Origin of the sequence: Loktanella sp. M215 (assembly GCF_021735925.1) — a bacterium.
Classification (GTDB): Bacteria; Pseudomonadota; Alphaproteobacteria; order Rhodobacterales; family Rhodobacteraceae; genus Loktanella.
Genome location: NZ_WMEA01000001.1, coordinates 1,098,855 through 1,117,430, shown reverse-complemented (window position 1 = coordinate 1,117,430; position 18,576 = coordinate 1,098,855). Strand labels below are relative to the sequence as shown.

The window sequence follows — 18,576 nt, the reverse complement described above, 5'->3', positions numbered from 1 at the left end:
CGTTTATTTGGTCAGATCAATGAAGGGCCCCGCGTCAACCGACGCGGGGCCCTGCGTGATCAGACCTGAAAGGTCAGCGGTTTGACCTGCTGGAACATGCCGGTGTCTTCCAGCGCCTTGATCGCGGCGGCGGGGACGGGTTCGTCGACGTAGAGGAGGGCGATGGCCTCGCCCTTGGCGGCGGCGCGGCCCAGGGTGAAGTTGGCGATGTTCACGCCGTGGCTGCCCATCGTCATGCCCAGTTTGCCGATGATGCCGGGCACGTCCTCGTTGGTGGTATAGAGCATGTGCGCACCGATCTCGGCGTCGACATTGATGCCCTTGATCTGGATGAATCGCGGCTTGCCATCGCTGAACACGGTGCCCGCGACGGAGCGTTCACGCTTGTTCGTGACCACGGTGACCTTGATATACCCTTCGAACGCGCCGGACTGGTCCTGCTTGGTCGTGCTGACCTGCACGCCGCTGTCCTTGGCGATCACGGGCGCGCTGACCATGTTCACGTCCGGATTCCGGCGACGCATGATGCCCGCGATGGTCGCAGCAGTCAGGGCCTTGAGGTTCATCTCGGAGGCTTCGCCGTCGAACAGGATGTTGATCGCTTTGATCGGCTCGTCGGTCATCTGACCGACGAAGTTGCCAAGGTGGCCCGACAGGGTGATCCACGGTCCCATGATCTTGGATTCGTCCGCCGTGATCGAGGGCATGTTGATCGCATTGGTCACGGCGCCGGTCAGCAGGAAGTCGGACATCTGTTCGGCGACCTGAAGGGCCACGTTTTCCTGCGCCTCGGTTGTTGCAGCACCCAGATGCGGTGTCACGACGACATTGGGCAGGTTGAACAGCGGGCTTTCGGTGGCGGGTTCGACAGCGAACACGTCAAAGGCGGCACCGGCGACGCGACCGTCCTTGAGCGCCTCGGCCAGTGCGTCCTCGTCCACCAGACCACCACGGGCGCAGTTCACGATCCGCACGCCGGGCTTGAGCTTGGCGATCGCGTCCTTGGACAGGATATTGCGGGTCTGGTCGGTCAGGGGCACGTGGAAGGTGATGAAGTCGGAGCGGCCCAGCAGGTCGTCCAGTTCCACCTTTTCGACGCCCAGTTCGGTCGCGCGGTCTTCGGACAGGAACGGATCATAGGCGATGACTTTCATCCGCAGGCCCTTTGCGCGGTCGATCACGATGGACCCGATGTTGCCTGCACCGATGACGCCCAGCGTCTTGGCGGTCAGTTCGACCCCCATAAAGCGGGACTTTTCCCACTTGCCGGCGTGGGTGGAGGCGTTCGCCTCGGGGATCTGACGTGCCACGGCCATCATCAGCGAAATGGCGTGTTCGGCGGTGGTGATCGAGTTGCCGAAGGGCGTGTTCATCACGATGATGCCCTTTTTCGACGCGGCGGGAATGTCGACGTTGTCGACACCGATGCCGGCGCGGCCGATGACCTTGAGGTTGGTCGCGGCGGCGATCAGCTTTTCCGTCGCCTTGGTGGCAGAGCGGATGGCGAGGCCGTCGTAGTTGCCGATGATGGCGGCGAGCGCCTCTTTATCCTTGCCCAGCTTGGGCTGGAAATCGACGTCGATGCCGCGATCCTTGAAGATCTGGACGGCAGCGTCCGACAGCTCGTCGGAAATGAGAACCTTGGGGGCCATATCTGGCACTCCTCTTTCAACAATGGGGGGTGGCGGGCCGTCACTGGCCCGCCGATATATCAGGCGGCGATCTCGGCCTCGAAGGCCCATTCGATCCACGGCATCAGGGCTGCCACATCGGAATGGTCAACCGTCGCGCCACACCAGATCCGCAGACCGGCGGGAGCATCGCGATAGGCACCGACGTCCAGCGCCACGCCTTCGGCTTCCAGCCGCTTGGCGACGGCCTTGGCGAATGCGGCGCCGTCGGTGATGCGGTCATCGGTGAACTTCAGACACACGCTGGTGTTCGACCGCGTCGCCGGATCGACGGCAAGATTGGCGATCCAATCATGCTTTTCGCAGAAGTCGAAGATCACGCCGGCGTTGGCATCGGCGCGCGCCTTCAGGCCAGGCTGGCCGCCCAGCGTCTGACCCCATTTCAGCGCGACGAGGTAATCCTCGACACAGAGCATGGAGGGCGTGTTGATCGTCTCGCCCTTGAAGATGCCCTCGATCAGCTTGCCCTTGGAGGTCAGGCGGAAAATCTTGGGCAGCGGCCATGCGGGGGTGTAGCTTTCAAGCCGTTCGACGGCGCGGGGGCTGAGGATCAGCATGCCATGCGCGGCCTCGCCGCCCATGACCTTCTGCCAGCTGAACGTGGTCACATCCAGCTTGTCCCACGGCAGGTCCTGCGCGAAGGCGGCAGAGGTCGCGTCGCAAAGCGTCAGGCCGGCGCGATCCGCGGGGATCATGTCGCCATGCGGCATCCGCACGCCAGAGGTCGTGCCGTTCCAAGTAAAGCAGACGTCGTTGTCATAGTTCAGCGCGGCCATATCGACGATTTCGCCGTAGGCGGCTTCGTGGACCGTTGCCTCGATCTTCAGCTGCTTGACCACGTCGGTGACCCAGCCTGCGCCGAAGGATTCCCATGCGACCATTTCCGCGGGGCGTTCGCCCAGCATCGTCCACATCGCCATCTCGAAGGCGCCGGTGTCAGAGGCAGGCACGATCCCGATGCGGTAATCGGCCGGAATGTTCAGAACCTCACGGGTCAGGTCGATAGCCTCGGCCAGTTTGGCCTTGCCAACAGTCGCGCGGTGCGACCGGCCCAAAGGCGCGTCGCCAAGCGATTCGAGTGACCATGTGGGGGGTTTGGCACAAGGGCCAGACGAAAAGCGCGCGTTATCCGGCCGCGTGTCCGGTTTGGTCGTAACCATTGCTGGTATCCTCACAGATATTCGCCCTTCGTTGGGGAAGGGTGTCCCGCCGCCGGATGTAGTCCTGCGTCTGCGCAAAGGCAAATGAAATTCCGGCACGCGCGCCTGTGACGAAAGCGCCGGGCGAAAGCCTGACTTTTGCGGTGGCCTTATGCCGGGCCTTCCTTCAAAATCACGGAAATATCCAAGCAATTTGCGAGGGCCGCATGACAATTCACCAGAACATCTCTCACTGGGCAGAGCGCGTCGATCTGGCCGCCGCGTTTCGCTGGACGGCGCGGCTGGACATGCACGAGGCGGTGTCGAACCATTTCAGCCTTGCGGTCAGCGACGACGGCAGCCAGTTCCTGATGAACCCGAATCAGATGCATTTCGCGCGGATCAAGGCCAGCGACATGCTGATGATCGACGCCAACGATCCCTCGACGATGGAAGGGCCGAACGCCCCGGACCCCACCGCATGGGGCCTGCACGGCGGATTGCACCGGCTGGTGCCGCACGCCCGGTGTGCGATGCACGTCCATTCGATCCACGCGACGGTGTTGGCGTCCCTGGCCGACAGCACCCTGCCCCCCATCGACCAGAACTGCTGCACCTTCTACGACCGCGTCGTGGTCGACGACGGCTACGGCGGTCTGGCGTTCGAGGACGAGGGCGCACGCTGTGCCGCATTGTTCACCGACCCCAAGAAGAAGGTCATGGTGATGGGCAACCACGGCGTGCTGGTGATCGGCGATACCGTGGCCGAGACCTTTAACCGGATGTATTATTTCGAACGGGCGGCCGAGACCTATATCCGCGCCTTGCAGACCGGGCAGCCGCTGCGCATCTTGCCGCACGATATTGCGGAAAAGACCGCCCAACAGATCGAGGCCTACCCCGAACAGGACCAGCGCCACCTGTCGGAATTGAAGGCGCTGCTGGACCGCGAAGGATCGGATTACGCCACATGAGCGACGACCTGGATTTTGACGATGACGATTTTGAAGATGACGAAGACGAGTTCGACCATTTCGTCGCGGCGCAGGACACGGTCTACGACACGGTCGTCGCCGAGCTGACGGCAGGGCGGAAGCAGACCCACTGGATGTGGTTCGTCTTTCCGGTGCTGACCGACATCGGGGAATCGCCCATGGCGATGTTCTATTCCCTGCGCGATGCTGACGAGGCGCGCGCCTATCTGGCGCATCCGCTGCTGGGGCAGCGCCTGACCGATTGCATGCATCTGCTGCTGAATCACGCAGGCACAGACCCGGTCGCGATCATGGGCGAAACCGACGCCTACAAGCTGCGGGCCTGCGCCACCCTGTTCGAGGTGGCCGCGCCCACTACGCCGGTCTTTGCCAAGATGCTGGATAAGATGTTCGGTGGCCAGCGCTGCAACAAGACCCTACGCATCCTGCGCAGACCCGCCGCTGATGACATGTTCGGCTGACAAGGTGCCGCGATGACACAGACACTTTTGTCCTTCGGGCACGGTTATTCGGCGCAGGCGCTGGAGCGTATCCTGCTGCCGCAGGACTGGCGCATCATCGGCACCACGCGGTCAGAGGACAAGGCAGCAAGCCTGATGGCCCGCGGAGTGGAACCGCGGATCTGGCCGGGCGCCGACATGACGCCGGCGCTGGACGCCGCAACACACCTGCTGATCTCGGCCAGTCCCGACGATGGCAGCGACCCGGTGCTGGATGCGCTGCACGACGACATTGCAGCGCGGGCGGGTCAGTTCGCCTGGGTCGGATATTTGTCCACCACCGGCGTTTACGGCGACCATGACGGCGATTGGGTGGACGAAAGCACGCCTTTGACACCAGCCACCAAGCGCGGTCAGGCCCGCGTGGCGGCAGAGGCGGCATGGCAGGCGATCCCCGGACTGCCGCTGCACATCTTTCGACTGGCTGGGATCTACGGTCCCGGTCGCGGGCCGTTTGCCAAGGTGCGCAACGGGACGGCGCGGCGGATCATCAAGGACGGTCAGGTGTTCAGTCGGACCCATGTCGCGGATATCGGGCGCGTGCTGGCCGCGTCGATCAGGCAGCCTAATCCCGGTGCGATCTACAACGTTTGCGACGACGATCCCGCCCCGCCGCAGGACGTCATCGCCTACGCCGCCGAACTGCTCGGCCTGCCGGTGCCAGAGGCCGTGCGGTTCGAGGATGCGGAGATGACGCCGATGGCCCGCAGTTTCTATGCCGAAAGCAAGAAGGTGCGGAACGACAGGATCAAGGAAGAGCTGGGGGTGGACCTGCTGTTTCCTGACTACCGCAGCGGCCTGCGGGCGCTGCTGGCGCAGGACGACTGACCCCCGGCCCGCGCGTCGCGATGCAGCGGCAGATCATCCCCCTTGCGCGGAAACGGCAGCGACCCAACCTGTCACCAAAGACTTTTCTGATAAGGCCGCCATGACCCTGCGCACCACCCTTGCCCACCTGCTGGACCGCCCCGCCGTGACCCGCAGCATCGTCGCGATCATCGTGTTGAACGCCATCCTGCTGGGGTTGGAAACGTCGGATGCCATCATGGCCGCGGCGGGGCCTTTGATCATTGCGCTGGACACCGCCTGCCTTGCCGTCTTCGTGGTCGAGATCGCGGCCAAGCTTTACGTTCAGCGCGGCGCGTTCTTTCGCAACGGCTGGAACGTCTTCGACTTTCTGGTGGTCGGCATCGCTCTGGTGCCTGCTGGCAAGGGTCTATCGGTGTTGCGCGCCCTACGAGTCCTGCGGGCGCTGCGGGTCATCTCGGCGGCGCCGGCCCTGCGCCGTGTCGTCGAAGGCTTCGTCAGCGCCCTGCCCGGTATGGCGTCGGTCTTTCTGCTGATGGGCATCATCTTCTACATTGCATCCGTCATGGCGACACAGCTGTTCGGCGCGGCGTTTCCGGAGTGGTTCGGCACGCTGGCCCATTCGGCCTATTCGCTGTTCCAGATCATGACGCTGGAAAGCTGGTCGATGGGCATCGTGCGCCCGGTGATGGAGCAATTCCCCTACGCCTGGGCCTTCTTTATCCCGTTCATCCTGATCACGACCTTCGCAGTGGTGAACCTTCTCGTCGGTCTGATCGTGAACGCCATGCAGGACGCCCATGCCGAAGAAGGCAATGCCGCCACGGAAACCTACCGTGACGAGGTGATGGCCCGGCTGATCGCCATCGAGCGCCGTCTGGAAGACCGCGCACCCCCGACCGGCGCGCGCAATTCGGAATCCTAGGCGCGCTTGCCGATCACGCCGACGCCCAACACGGCCAGCACCTTCGCCTCGATATCAGAGGCGTTCAGACCCGCCGTCGCATACATGTCCGCCGGGCTGGACTGGTCGATGAAGGTGTCTGGCAAGACCATCGAGCGGAATTTCAGGCCGCTGTCGAAGACGCCTGCGTCAGACAGCAACTGCGCCACGTGACTGCCAAAGCCGCCGACGGCGCCTTCCTCGATGGTGATCAGCGCCTCGTGGTCGGCGGCCAGCTGCAGGATCAGGTCGCGATCCAGCGGCTTGGCGAAACGGGCGTCGGCGATGGTCGGTGTGATGCCCCGCGCGCCCAGCGCCTCGGCGGCCTGCTCGACCTCTTGCAGGCGGGTGCCGAAGGACAAGATGGCGACCCGCTTGCCCTCGCGAATCATGCGACCTTTGCCGATTTCGAGTGGCTGCGCATCGACGGGAATCTCGACCCCCACACCTTCGCCGCGGGGAAAGCGAAACGCGATGGGGCCGCTGTCGTGGGCGGCGGCGGTGACGACCATGCGGACCAGTTCCGCCTCGTCCGCCGCGGCCATGACGACCATGCCGGGCAGGTTCGCCAGAAAGGCGACGTCGAAGGACCCGGCGTGCGTGGCACCGTCCGCGCCGACCAGACCCGCACGGTCGATCGCGAAGCGGACCGGCAGGCGTTGGATCGCGACGTCGTGGACGACCTGATCATAACCGCGCTGCAGAAAAGTGGAATAAAGCGCGCAGAACGGTTTCATCCCGCCCGCGGCGAGGCCCGCGCAGAACGTCACCGCATGCTGTTCGGCGATCCCGACGTCAAAGCAGCGGCTGGCGTAGCGTGCCATGAACTTATCAAGGCCAGTGCCGTCGGGCATCGCGGCCGTGACCGCAACGATCTTGTCGTCTTTCGATGCCAAATTGATCAAAGTATCGGCAAAGACGTTGGTATAGGACGGCGCGTTACTTTTCGCTTTCTGCTGCTCTCCGGTCAGGACGTCGAATTTGCCGCGGGCGTGGCCCCGGTCGGCGGCCCCTTCGGCGGGGGCAAAGCCCTTGCCCTTTTTCGTGATGGCGTGGATCAGGATCGGGCCGGTCGCCCGTTCCTTGACCGTGCGAAGCACCGCCAGCAACTGATCCATGTCGTGTCCGTCGATGGGACCGACATAGGAAAAGCCCAGCTCTTCGAACAGGGTGCCGCCGACGGTCATGTGCTTGAGGATATCCTTGGCGCGCTTCGCGCCCTCGCGGAAGGGCGGCGGCAGGAACGACACGGCACCCTTGGCCGCCGCCTTCAGATCCTGAAACGGACCCTCGGCATAGAGACGCGACAGATAGGATGACATCGCACCCACGGGGGGGGCAATCGACATCTCGTTGTCGTTCAGGATCACGATCAACCGCTTTTTCAGGTGGCCGGCATTGTTCATCGCCTCGTAAGCCATGCCGGCCGACAATGCGCCGTCGCCGATCACGGCAATCGCGTCGCCCGGATCGCCGCCCAGATCGCGGGCCGTGGCAAACCCGAGGGCTGCGGAGATCGAGGTGCTTGAATGTGCGGCACCGAAGGGATCATAGGCGCTTTCGCTGCGCTTGGTGAAACCCGACAACCCGTCCTTCATCCGCAGGGTGCGGATACTGTCGCGGCGTCCCGTCAGGATCTTGTGCGGATAGGATTGGTGGCTGACGTCCCAGATGATCTTGTCGCGCGGCGCGTCGAACACGGCGTGCAGCGCCACGGTGATTTCGACGACCCCCAGACCGGCCCCCAGATGACCGCCAGTGCTGGCGACAGTCGCAATCGTCTCGGCCCGCAACTCGTCCGCAAGGCGTCGCAACTGGACATCCGACAGGCCCTTCATGTCGGCGGGCAGGTGCACGCGGTCCAGCAGCGGCGTCTTGGGGCGGTCGGTCATGTCAGGTCCTCACTTGTCGCGCGCGATCACGAAACGCGCGGCATCCTTCAAGGTGTCGGCGTGGCGTCCATAGCAATCTAGCGCGTCACAGGCCGTGTCCACCAGATCGACCGCCCGCCGCTGCGCGCCTTCCAGCCCCAGCAGCGACACGAAGGTCGCCTTGCCGGCCGCCGCATCCTTACCGACCGCCTTTCCAACGGCGGTGGCATCCCCGGTGACGTCCAGGATGTCGTCCGCAATCTGGAACGCCAGCCCCAGCGCATCACCATAGGTTTTCAGCGGCAGTTCGTCCGCCTGCACGATCCGGGGACCCGCACAGCAGGCCCATGTGATCAACGCACCCGTTTTCCCGGCCTGCAGCGTGGTAATTTGATCCAGCGTCAGCGGCGGGCCGCTTTCGGCCGCGATATCCAGCGCCTGTCCCAGCACCATCCCCTGCGCACCGGCCGCTTGCGCCAGCGTCAGCGCGAGCGTCGCCCGCGCACTGTCGGTCACACCGGAGCCGGGCGTGCAGACCAGTTCGAACGCCAGCGACTGCAGCGCATCGCCAACAAGAATCGCCGTCGCCTCGTCCCACTTGCGGTGCACCGTCGGTTGACCGCGCCGCAGATCGTCGTCGTCCATGGCGGGCAGATCGTCGTGGACCAGCGAATAGGCGTGTAGCGCCTCGATCGCCGCGGCAGCGTGGCCCGCCCGGTCGCCGACGTCATGCAGACGCGCGCCTTCCAGAACCAGAAACGCGCGCAGCCCCTTGCCACCGCGCACGGCGTAAAGCATCGCCTCGCGCAACGGCAGGTCGGGGACCGGCGTCAGCGCGATCTCGATCAACCGCTGCGCCGTGGTGGCATCCAGCGCCAGCTGATTGGTGAACATCACGGGTCGAGCGGTGCCGTGCCCGCAGCCTGACCGTCAGGACCGGTCGTGATCTTGGCGACCTTCTCTTCGGCCTCGCTCAGCTTCGTCTCGCAGCGCTTCTTCAGCGCGGCACCGCGCTCGTACAGCGCGATGCTGTCGTCCAGCGCCACGTCGCCGCGTTCCAGCTTGCCCACGACTTGCTCCAGCTCGCGGATCGCGTCCTCGAATGTCATGCTTTCAACCGGCGTCTCTGCCATGGCTGCGCTCCCTCAACACGTTCACATGCGCGGCGGCCGAGGCCCCCAGCGCCGTCAGGTCATAGCCTCCCTCGAGGCACGACACCACCCGCCCGCCGCAGTGTTTGTCCGCCAGATCACAAAGCTGTTCGGTGATCCACGCAAAATCCGCCTCGACCAGCGCTAGCCCGGCGAGTGGATCGGCGCGGTGGGCATCGAATCCTGCGGAAATCAGGATCAGCTCTGGCCTGAAGGCATCGACGCGCGGCAGCACCCGCCCCTCCATCGCGACGCGGAAACCACGCCCGTTGGTGCCTTCGTCCAAGGGGACGTTGATGACATTGTCGGCGACACCCGTTTCATCCGCCGCCCCGGTCCCCGGGTAAAGCGGGCTCTGGTGGGTCGAGCAGAACAGGATACGGGGATCGTCCTCGACCAGATCCTGCGTGCCGTTCCCGTGGTGCACGTCGAAATCGACGATGGCGACGCGGGCCAGACCGTGGTGATCCAGCGCATGCTTCGCCGCAATGGCGACATTGCCGAAAAAGCAGAACCCCATCGCCGTGGTCCGTTCCGCATGATGGCCGGGCGGGCGCATGGCGACAAAGGCATTGGCCGCGTCGCCGCCCAGCACCAGATCGACGGCGCGCACAGCACCGCCGGCCCCCCGCCAGACCGCCGACAGCGTGCCCGGCGACATATGCGTATCGGCGTCCAGCGACACGAACCCGCTGTCCGGCGCGGCCCTGCGGATCGCGTCAAGGTGCGACTTCGGATGCACGCGCAACACGTCATCCTCGGCCGCATGGGGTGCCTGCACGCGCAGCAGATCCATGTCCTGCAACGCACCCAGCACGGCGTCCATGCGCGCCACCTGTTCCGGATGCCCCGGTGGCGTGACGTGATCCAAACAATCGGGATGAGAAATCAATGCGGTTTTCATGTCGCCCACAAAATCGAAACCCGATCGAAAGGACAAGCACCTTCATTTGGCAAAGTAAGCTCCCGCCGGAGGCTCCGACCTTGGCACGGGGCGCCACACTCGGCCTTGCTGGTCACGCCTCGTCAGGCGCCAGCATGTAACCCGACCCGCGCACCGTCTGCAGATAGCGCGGCTGCTTGGGGTCCGCTTCGATCTTGCGGCGCAGGCGTGTGATCTGGACATCGACCGCACGCTCTTGCGTCTGCCCGCCGGACCGGCTGAGTTCCTCGACCAGCTCCAGCCGGCTGACGGGTTCGTGGGGGCGGGCGGAAAAGATGCGCATCAACTGGCTTTCCGTCGCGGTCAGCCGCACCAGCGCCTCGTCCTGCCGCATCTCTCCCTTGGTGATGTCGTAGCGGACAGGACCAAGGTGCAGCACGGTCTGCGGGATCGGCTTCGCCTCGGCCTGCGGGGCGCGACGCAGGATCGCGTTGATCCGCAACAGCAGTTCCTTCGGCTCGAACGGCTTGGCGAGGTAATCATCGGCCCCAGCCTCGAGGCCGGCAATCCGGTCTTCGGTCTCGCCGCGGGCGGTCAGCAGCAGAACGGGCGTGCCGGACTGGTGCCGCAGGGCGCGGCAGAAGCTGATCCCGTCCTCGCCCGGCATCATCACGTCCAGCACGACCAGATCGAATTCCAGCCCTGCCAGAATGCGCCGCGCGTGTGCCGCGTCGCGGGCCGTCGTCACCAGAAAGCCGGACCGCATCAAAAACTTGCGCAAAAGCGTGCGGATGCGCTCGTCGTCATCGACAACCAGCAGGTGCGCGTCGTCAGCGGCCATCGGGTTTGTCCACCATGGCCTTGTAGTGATGCCGCATCTCGTCGTCCATCATCGCCTCCAGCACCTGTCTGAACCCTGCGACGGCCACGGGTCCCGCCGCGCGGTAGGCACTGCGCATGCGCTCGCGCTGGGAATCCGACAGGCTACGCTCTAACGCGGCGCCCTTTTCGGTCAGATGCAGATGACGCTCGCGCTTGTCGCGGTGACCCACGGTACTGGATACAAGACCGTCAGCGATCAGCGTGCGCAACACACGGTTCAGCGACTGCTTTGTCACACCGAGGATTCCCAGCAGGTTGTTGACCGTGGTGCCGGGGCTGCGGTGGATGAAATGGATCGCGCGGTGGTGTGCGCGACCGTAGGCCATATCCTCCAGAATCCGGTCGGGATCGGCGGTGAAGCCGCGGTAGGCAAAGAACATCGCCTCGATGCCCTTGCGCAGCTGCTCGTCGGTCAGAAACAGCAGCGCCTGCCCCGAGGGGCCTTGTTGTGGCTGGTTCATGGGCCTCGTCCCCCTCGGTTCGTGGGCACAATACGTCAGCGATGTTGACATGACTAGAGTCAACTGGTAGCGAGACGGCACAAATCGCGCAACTTTATGTCCGAAACGGACTTAGTCACGATACAAATGGAAATGTGAAGGGGTTTCGCCATGGAAGGCGCCTACGACGACCGCGACGGTAAAATCTGGATGGACGGCCAATTGGTCGAGTGGCGCGATGCCAAGATCCATGTCCTGACCCACGCCCTGCACTACGCCTCGTCCGTGTTCGAGGGCGAGCGCTGCTACAACGGCAAAATCTTCAAGGACCGCGAACATGCAGAACGGCTGCACTTCTCGGCCAACTGCCTCGATTTCGAGATCCCCTATTCGGTCGAAGACCTGATCGCGGCCAAAGCCGAGACGTTGAAAGCCAACGGGTTGACGGACGCCTATGTCCGCGCCTTCGCCTGGCGCGGTGCGGGGCCTGACATGGGTGTCGCCTCTGCCCGTAACCCGGTCCGCACGGCAATCGCCGTCTGGTCCTGGGGCAACTACTATGGCGAGGCCAAGACCAAGGGTGCCAAGCTGGACATCGCCAAGTGGAAGCGCCCCTCGCCCGAGACGATCCCGCATCAGGCGAAGGCCGCCGGTCTTTACATGATCTGCACCATGTCCAAGCACGCCGCAGAGGCGAAGGGCTGTTCCGACGCCATGATGTTCGACTATCGCGGCTACGTGGCCGAGGCGACGGGCGCCAATATCTTCTTCGTCAAGGACGGCGAAGTGCACACGCCCAAGCCCGACTGCTTTCTGAACGGGCTGACCCGTCAGACCGTCGTCGGAATGCTGCGCGAAAAGGGCGTTACCGTCCACGAGCGGCACATCATGCCGGAAGAGCTGGAAGGCTTTCAGCAGTGCTGGCTGACCGGCACCGCCGCCGAAGTGACGCCCGTGGGCCAGATCGGCGACTATAACTTCGAAGTCGGTCAACTGACGCTGGATATCGCGTCCGATTACGAAAAGCTGGTCCGCGCCTGATCAGGCGGTCTGGCCGCGCTGCGGCCGCAACAGACCTGCAACGCGTCCGCTGTCGTCAAAGCGGGCGCGTGGCCGCCGCAAAAGCTGTTCGATCGCCCGGTGACGCAGGTTGCCGTGGGCGATCTGCACAAACCGACGGAGCCGTGTGTTGCTGTCGGTTTCGTGGCTTGCATCTAGGATATGTCTGGACATGATGGGTTCCTCCATCCGTCAGCCATACCACATCACGGCATTTTCCCCAAATCACGACTGATGATCGCAACCGGCAGCTGGCCGGTGCCATCATTGCTGCAATGCAATAGGCTTGACGCGGCAACGGGTCGCGCCACTTTAAAGCGATCATCACGAGGACCGCCATGTCAGAGAACATCGAACCGGAAATAAGACGTGCCGTCGAGGAAAACGAATCCCGCCGACAGCAGAAAGAATCGGAACGCCGGGAAAAGGAAAGCAACGAGCCGGACGAGGAAGAGGCCGTCCGCGAGGCGTCGCATCTGTCCGCCAAGCTGGTCTATCAGGTCGTCCGCCGCGAAGGCGACGAGGAACTGCGCCGCCCGCAGACCTCTCTGTTCTGGTCAGGTATCGCGGCCGGTGTCTGCATCAGCTTTTCCGTCATCGGCGAGGCGCTGTTCAAGACCTATCTGCCCGACAGCACGTGGCTGCCACTGCTGGAAAGCCTTGGCTATACCTTCGGTTTCCTGATCGTCATCGTCGGCCGGATGCAGCTGTTCACCGAGAACACGCTGACGACCGTGCTGCCGCTGTTCGCGCGACCCAGCCTTTACAATCTGTGGTGCGTCGGACGTCTGTGGGGGATCGTGCTGGGCGCCAACGTGATCGGCTGCTTCATCGCGGCGGCCTTCATCGCCTTCATGCCGACGTTCGAACCCGATATTCTGGCCAGCATCACCGAGATCAGTAAACACGCGACCGAACACGGCGCGTGGATCGGCTTTGCCAAGGCGGTGCCCGCCGGTCTGCTGATCGCGGCGCTGGTCTGGATGCTGGCCGCGGGCGAGCAGGAAAACTTCTTCATCATCATCCTGATGACGTGGCTGATCGCCGCTGGCGGCTTTACCCACATCATTGCCGGATCGGTGGAAATGGCGTTCCTGCTGATGACCGGCGAACTGGGACTGATGGCCGCGATCTTCGGCTTCTTTATTCCGGTGTTCCTTGGCAACGTCTTTGGCGGCACGGTCGTCTTTGGCCTGATCACATGGGGTCAGGTCCGTGAAGAGGTGAAGGACGCCAGCGACAAGCATGCGGCCACGACCAAGTCCGACTAGTTGTGACCGACGGTCCCGGTGACCTTGCGTTGCCGGGCCCGCTTCAGCCCCAGATGACGTTCGCGCAGGATGATCATCACGCCCGCCGAAATGACGATCGCCGCTCCGATCATCATCGTGACCGTCGGCACCTCGTCAAAGATGAAGTAGCCCACGATCAGGGCGAGGATCATCGAGGTGTAGTCAAAAGGTGCGACCAGCGAGGCATCGGCAAAGCGGTAGCTTGAGGTCAGAAAGATCTGCCCGATCCCGCCCAGAAGCCCCGCCATGATCAGCATGACCCATTGCGCGGGCGTGGGCCACGCCCAGCCCCACGGCAGGGTCAGCAGCGACAGGACCGTCGCGGTGATCGAAAACCAGAATACGATGGCGGCGGTATCTTCGGTAAAGACCAGCTTGCGCACGAAGACCTGCGCCAAGGCTGCACAGACCGCCCCCATCAACACCAGCACGGCGCCCAGCGTCTGCGCATGATCGACCTGCGCGCCCAGCGACAGGCGCGGGCTGAGGACGATCAGCACCCCGATCAGGCCCAGCGCCACGGCGGACAGGCGAAAGGCGCGCACCTCCTCGTTCAGGAACATGGCGGCGAAGATGACGACCAGAAGGGGGGCGGCATAGCCGATGGCCGTGACCTCTGGCAAAGGCAGCAGGCCAAGGCCCGCAAAGCCAAGGCCCATGGCAGAGGTCCCGACCAGCCCGCGCCAGACGTGTCCCATCGGGTGCGCCGTTTTCCAGCCGTTGCGCAACTCGTGCCGCATCGCCAGCCAGCCGACGATGACCGGAAGCGCGAAAGCACTGCGAAAGAAGACCGCCTGACCGGGGGGCACGTTTTCGGACACCGCCTTGATCAGGGACGACATGGCCACGAAGACCATGACCGAGACGATCTTGTAGGAAATACCGCGCAAAGGCTGCATGGACGGCCCCTTTCGGCGGCACCCTAGGCGCGCTGCCCGGCAGGTTAAACCCCGTCCGGCGCCTGTGCTGTCAATTCCCGCAGAACCGGCCCGAAATCCGGTCCCACGAAGACGGGAATCGCAAGCGACCGCAGGCGTTCCACCTGCAGCAGGTCGTCGGTACCCGCCCCGCGACCCGGCGCGCGCAGGATGACCCGCGCGATCCGCCCCGGATGGCGCACGGCTGCGTCCGCATAGATCTGCGCGTCGTGCTGGCCGGTGTCGCCCACCAGCACCACGGGCAGGTCGGGATGGGCCGCAAGAAGACGGTCGATGGCGCTTCCCTTGTGATCCCCATGTCGACCGGTGATGAACTGATCCTTGCCAAAGCCGTAATCCCGCAGGAACTTTGGCGCCACCGGCAGGCCGGCGCGGGCAAAGACCGCATTCAGAATCCGTGGAAATTCCACGGCGATGAACTGACGAAATAGACCGGGTTGCGATCCCGTTGCGACAGCGTCCGGATCAGCGCGACGGCATCCACGAACACCTCGCGGCTTTCGACGCTGCCGGTAAAGGAGGTCCAGAGGTTACGGACCGTTGACCATGCGCCGGTGTGGATCATCGTGTCGTCGATGTCCGAGATCACGGCGAAATCGGCATCCGGCCGCGCAACCAGCACCGGGCAGATCGCCGCGTGACCGGGGATCGACACTTCCACATCAACCCAACCCGCCTGATCCCTGCGCGGCAGCAGGAGCGTGAAATACCCCTCTGCATCCGTCACGGCGGAACAGGCACCGCTCGTCACGGTCACGTCCGCCACCTCGTGCGTGGCGAACAGGCGCATCATCTGGCGCGCGTTGGCCAGCTTGCTTTGACCGTCGATCTTCTCGACCTCGCGCGCGGCCAGCACCCGGCCGCGCGCGATCAGGTGATCGGGTGTGGCGTAACCGTGGTAAGGTTCGATGGTCAGCTTTTCGAGGTTGCCCTGAAAGAAGACGCGTTCCGCCGCGACCTCGACGATCGCGGCCGCGCGCAGAAGGCTTCGACCCAGCCGCATCAGGTACCGGGGCTGACGCGCAGCACCTGACCGGGGTCAGCGTCGATCAGGACCAGCAGATCGCCATCCTCCAGCACCTCGACATCGCGGATACGGCCGACGTCCTGCAACAGCCGCTCTTCTCCGGTGACGCGGTCGCCCTCCAACCGTAGACGGGTCAGCGATCCGGGGTTGAGACCGGCGATCAGCAGATCGCCCTGCCAATCGGCGTAATCGCCATCATAAAAGGCCATGCCGCCCGGTGCGATCACCGGATCCCAGTAATAGACCGGCTGCTCCATCCCCTCCATTGCGGACTCGCCAGAGCCGACCGGGCTGCCGTTGTAGTTCACGCCGTAGGAGATCACAGGCCAGCCATAGTTCCGGCCCGCCTGCGGGTGGTTCAGCTCGTCACCCCCGGCAGGCCCATGTTCCATTGTCCACAGCGTGCCGTCCGGCCCCAGCGTGGCCCCCTGCACGTTGCGATGACCATAGGACCAGATGCTGTCGACACCTTCCTTGCCGACAAAGGGGTTATCCTGCGGCACGCCGCCATCCGCGTTCAGGCGAATGGTCTTGCCGTACGTCGTTGTGACGTCCTGCGCCAACTGGCGGTTCCGTTCGGTAAAGTGCTCTCCGGTCGTGATGAAGACCTTGCCGTCCGGGGTCGGCACGACACGGCTGCCATAGTGGGCATAGGTGTCGGCGGGGGGATCCTGCACGAAGATGTCGCGCACCTGCGTCAGCCTATCGCCCTGCAACACGGCGCGCGCGGCGGCGGTCACGGTGCCGCCATCGACCCCCTTGGCGTAGGTCAGATAGAGGACGCCGGTGTCCGAGAAGTCGGGGGCGATTGCCACGTCAAGCAAGCCGCCCTGCTGCTGCGCACCCACCTGCGGCACGCCGCTCATCGGGTCGGATAAAGTCCCGTCGCTGGCGATGCGCCGCAGGCTGCCGGACCGTTCCGTCACCAGAAACGATCCGTCCGGCAGTGCGGCAATGCCCCAGGGGTTCGCCAGCCCGTCTGCAAACGTGGTGACGGTTACAAATGTGTCCGGCAAAGCCGGTGCACGGGTCTGGTTTTCAAAGGCGGGCGTGAATTCGGCGTTGCGTTCGCCTTGATCGACCTGCGCGCAGGACAGTGTCGGGATCAGGGCGAGGAAAGCAGCGGTGCGCATGGGTCATCCTTTTCAAGGCGCGCCAAAGCCCAGACTGCGGCGTCGGCCACGGTGGGGTCGGCGTCTGTCATCAGGGGTTTCAACACCCCCGCCAGCGCAGGGTTCCCGCTGTTGCCGATCGCATAACACACGTTGCGGATGAACTGGTCCCGCCCGATCCGCTTGATCGGACTGCCGGAAAAGCGCGCGCGGAAGGCGGCATCGTCGAGCGCCGCCAACTCCGCCAGCGGCGGCGCGCGCAGATCGTCCCGCGCCGCCAGCCGTGCGTCCCGCCCCGCCACCGCGAATTTGTTCCAGGGACAGACCGCAAGACAATCGTCGCAGCCATAGATGCGATTGCCCATCAGGGGACGCAACGCCGGGTCCACCGGACCACGATGTTCAATGGTCAGGTAAGAGATGCAGCGCCGCGCATCCAATTGATAAGGCGCCGGAAAAGCCTGTGTCGGACAAATGTCGAGGCAGGCCGTGCAGGATCCGCAGTGGCTGACCTCTGCCGCGTCCGGTTCCAATGCGACGGTGGTAAAGATCGCGCCCAGAAAGATCCAGTTCCCCAGATCGCGCCCCAACAGGTTGGTGTGCTTGCCCTGCCAGCCCAGCCCCGCCGCCTGTGCCAGCGGCTTTTCCATCACGGGCGCCGTGTCGACAAAGACCTTGATCTCGGCCCCCGGCACCCGGTCGATCAGCCAGCGGCCGACGACCTTCAGCCGCTTCTTGACCACATCGTGATAATCGCGCCCCTGCGCATAGACGGAAATCGCCGCCCGATCCCGCTCGGCCAAGACCGCAAGCGGATCGACATCCGGCGCGTAATTCTCTGCCAGCATGATGACCGACCGCGCTTGCGGCCAGAGCGCTGTCGGATCGCCGCGCCAGGCCATCCGCTCTGCCATCCACCCCATTTGCCCGTGACGCCCGGCATCCACAAAGGCCGCCAGCCGAGCCGCAGTCTCCGGCACCGCGTCGGGGCGACAGATTCCGACCTTGGCAAAACCGGACTCGATGGCAAAGGCGGACAGGTCCTCCTTCAGTCCCATCGGTCTTCCGGTTTCAAACACTTCGGGGTCCGGGGCAGCGCCCCGAAAAGGGGTGGGCGGGCGGGCCCGCCCCACCCCCGATCAGAAATCAAGGTTGGCATAATGCGACGGCGGCAGGAATCCCGGCACCTGATCGGCCAGCAAAGACCGGAACGCCGGACGCGACTTGATCTTCGCATACCAGTCCTTGACGATCTCCGACCGGTTCCAGTCCACGTCAGAGATATAGTCGAGGCAGGACAACTGAGCCGCCGCCGCGAAATCCGCCAGCGTCATCTCGTTCCCGGCCAGCCAGCGGCGATGCTCCAGTATCTTCGTCATGTAGTCGAGGTGAAACCGCATGGCGCGGCTGCCCGCCTTGACGTTGGTGCTGTCGGGATAGCCCGTGCCCTTGACCTTGCGAAACACCCGCTCGCCCAGCAGCTTTTCGGTGCAGTCGCGATAGAACTTGTCGTCGAACCAGCCGACCAGACGCCGCACCTCGTAGCGCGCATCGGCGTCCCGCGGCATCAGCGGCGGATTGGGGTGCGTGTCTTCCAGATATTCGCAGATCGCGGCGCTCTCGCTCAGCATGCGGTTGCCAAGCCGCAGCACAGGCACCTTGCCCGCCGGGTTGCGGTGCAGGAAATCGCTGTCCTGCTCCCAATAGCGCTCTTCGACCAGTTCCACCTCGATGCGCTTTTCCGCAAGGCTCAGCCTGACCTTGCGCGAAAATGGGGACAGCGGAAAATGATAGAGGCGGTTCATGACACTCTCGCAATTCAGGATTGCGTCCTCAATGCCGCACC

19 protein-coding genes and 1 pseudogene are annotated in these 18,576 nt (G+C 64.2%); 6 read left to right on the top strand and 14 right to left on the bottom strand.

From position 1 onward, the window contains the following. Window positions 1–59 precede the first annotated feature (59 nt). Window positions 60–1,652: a phosphoglycerate dehydrogenase gene (gene serA, locus GLR48_RS05380; RefSeq protein ID WP_237059410.1), complete on the bottom strand. Its 1,593-nt coding sequence runs from the start codon at window positions 1,650–1,652 to the stop codon at window positions 60–62. A 59-nt stretch (window positions 1,653–1,711) separates the two neighbouring features. Further along, a complete protein-coding gene (locus GLR48_RS05375) occupies window positions 1,712–2,851 on the bottom strand; it encodes a phosphoserine transaminase (protein ID WP_237059408.1) in 1,140 nt (379 codons plus the stop codon). 206 nt (window positions 2,852–3,057) lie between these two features. Here GLR48_RS05375 and GLR48_RS05370 point away from each other — a divergent pair, with 206 nt between their 5' ends. The 4 genes from GLR48_RS05370 to GLR48_RS05355 all read left to right on the top strand — a co-directional run bounded on the left by GLR48_RS05370 (window position 3,058) and on the right by GLR48_RS05355 (window position 6,057). Continuing rightward, a complete protein-coding gene (locus GLR48_RS05370) occupies window positions 3,058–3,804 on the top strand; it encodes a class II aldolase and adducin N-terminal domain-containing protein (protein ID WP_237059406.1) in 747 nt (248 codons plus the stop codon). Next, window positions 3,801–4,286, top strand: a complete 486-nt coding sequence (locus GLR48_RS05365) for a DUF1810 domain-containing protein (RefSeq protein WP_237059405.1) — start codon at window positions 3,801–3,803, stop codon at window positions 4,284–4,286. Before GLR48_RS05370 ends, GLR48_RS05365 begins: the two co-directional genes overlap by 4 nt. Window positions 4,287–4,298: 12 nt before the next feature. Next, a complete protein-coding gene (locus tag GLR48_RS05360) occupies window positions 4,299–5,153 on the top strand; it encodes an SDR family oxidoreductase (RefSeq protein WP_237059403.1) in 855 nt (284 codons plus the stop codon). A 100-nt stretch (window positions 5,154–5,253) separates the two neighbouring features. Next, a complete protein-coding gene (locus tag GLR48_RS05355; RefSeq protein ID WP_237059401.1) occupies window positions 5,254–6,057 on the top strand; it encodes an ion transporter in 804 nt (267 codons plus the stop codon). Here the strand turns inward: GLR48_RS05355 and dxs are convergent. From dxs to GLR48_RS05325, 6 genes are all read right to left on the bottom strand, one after another. Continuing rightward, window positions 6,054–7,967, bottom strand: a complete 1,914-nt coding sequence (gene dxs, locus GLR48_RS05350) for a 1-deoxy-D-xylulose-5-phosphate synthase (RefSeq protein ID WP_237059398.1) — start codon at window positions 7,965–7,967, stop codon at window positions 6,054–6,056. The genes GLR48_RS05355 and dxs overlap by 4 nt on opposite strands. A gap of 9 nt (window positions 7,968–7,976) precedes the next feature. Further along, entirely contained in the window at window positions 7,977–8,840 is an 864-nt protein-coding gene (locus GLR48_RS05345) for a polyprenyl synthetase family protein (protein WP_237059397.1), read from the bottom strand. Continuing rightward, window positions 8,840–9,079 carry an exodeoxyribonuclease VII small subunit gene (locus GLR48_RS05340; RefSeq protein WP_237059396.1) on the bottom strand — a complete coding sequence of 80 codons (240 nt, stop codon included), beginning with the start codon at window positions 9,077–9,079 and terminating at the stop codon, window positions 8,840–8,842. The genes GLR48_RS05345 and GLR48_RS05340 overlap by 1 nt, the downstream gene beginning before the upstream one ends. Next, window positions 9,060–10,001 (bottom strand): histone deacetylase family protein, encoded by a 942-nt coding sequence (locus GLR48_RS05335; protein ID WP_237064378.1) that lies wholly within the window; start codon window positions 9,999–10,001, stop codon window positions 9,060–9,062. The genes GLR48_RS05340 and GLR48_RS05335 overlap by 20 nt, the downstream gene beginning before the upstream one ends. Window positions 10,002–10,113: 112 nt before the next feature. After that, entirely contained in the window at window positions 10,114–10,821 is a 708-nt protein-coding gene (locus tag GLR48_RS05330) for a response regulator (protein ID WP_237059393.1), read from the bottom strand. Beyond that, window positions 10,811–11,323, bottom strand: coding sequence for a MarR family winged helix-turn-helix transcriptional regulator (locus tag GLR48_RS05325; protein ID WP_237059391.1), 513 nt, complete (start codon window positions 11,321–11,323; stop codon window positions 10,811–10,813). Before GLR48_RS05325 ends, GLR48_RS05330 begins: the two co-directional genes overlap by 11 nt. Before the next feature lie 150 nt (window positions 11,324–11,473). Between GLR48_RS05325 and GLR48_RS05320 the strand changes: the two genes are divergently transcribed. Further along, window positions 11,474–12,343: a branched-chain amino acid aminotransferase gene (locus GLR48_RS05320; RefSeq protein WP_237059389.1), complete on the top strand. Its 870-nt coding sequence runs from the start codon at window positions 11,474–11,476 to the stop codon at window positions 12,341–12,343. Here GLR48_RS05320 and GLR48_RS05315 read toward each other — a convergent pair whose 3' ends face one another. Then, complete coding sequence (locus tag GLR48_RS05315) at window positions 12,344–12,535, bottom strand: hypothetical protein (RefSeq protein WP_237059387.1); 192 nt, start codon at window positions 12,533–12,535, stop codon at window positions 12,344–12,346. Window positions 12,536–12,699: 164 nt separating this feature from the next. Here GLR48_RS05315 and GLR48_RS05310 point away from each other — a divergent pair, with 164 nt between their 5' ends. Continuing rightward, window positions 12,700–13,632 (top strand): formate/nitrite transporter family protein, encoded by a 933-nt coding sequence (locus GLR48_RS05310; RefSeq protein WP_237059385.1) that lies wholly within the window; start codon window positions 12,700–12,702, stop codon window positions 13,630–13,632. Here the strand turns inward: GLR48_RS05310 and GLR48_RS05305 are convergent. From GLR48_RS05305 to fzlA, 5 genes and pseudogenes are all read right to left on the bottom strand, one after another. Further along, window positions 13,629–14,552, bottom strand: coding sequence for a DMT family transporter (locus tag GLR48_RS05305; protein ID WP_237059383.1), 924 nt, complete (start codon window positions 14,550–14,552; stop codon window positions 13,629–13,631). The two genes, GLR48_RS05310 and GLR48_RS05305, sit on opposite strands and share 4 nt — an antisense overlap. Window positions 14,553–14,596: 44 nt before the next feature. Further along, window positions 14,597–15,156, bottom strand: a pseudogene (locus tag GLR48_RS05300) (phosphatase domain-containing protein). A 437-nt stretch (window positions 15,157–15,593) separates the two neighbouring features. Then, window positions 15,594–16,751, bottom strand: coding sequence for a PQQ-dependent sugar dehydrogenase (locus GLR48_RS05290; RefSeq protein WP_237059378.1), 1,158 nt, complete (start codon window positions 16,749–16,751; stop codon window positions 15,594–15,596). Continuing rightward, entirely contained in the window at window positions 16,724–17,788 is a 1,065-nt protein-coding gene (gene queG / locus GLR48_RS05285) for a tRNA epoxyqueuosine(34) reductase QueG (protein WP_237059376.1), read from the bottom strand. The genes GLR48_RS05290 and queG overlap by 28 nt, the downstream gene beginning before the upstream one ends. Before the next feature lie 81 nt (window positions 17,789–17,869). Further along, window positions 17,870–18,535, bottom strand: a complete 666-nt coding sequence (gene fzlA, locus GLR48_RS05280; protein ID WP_237059374.1) for an FtsZ-binding protein FzlA — start codon at window positions 18,533–18,535, stop codon at window positions 17,870–17,872. Between the last annotated feature and the right edge of the window lie 41 nt (window positions 18,536–18,576).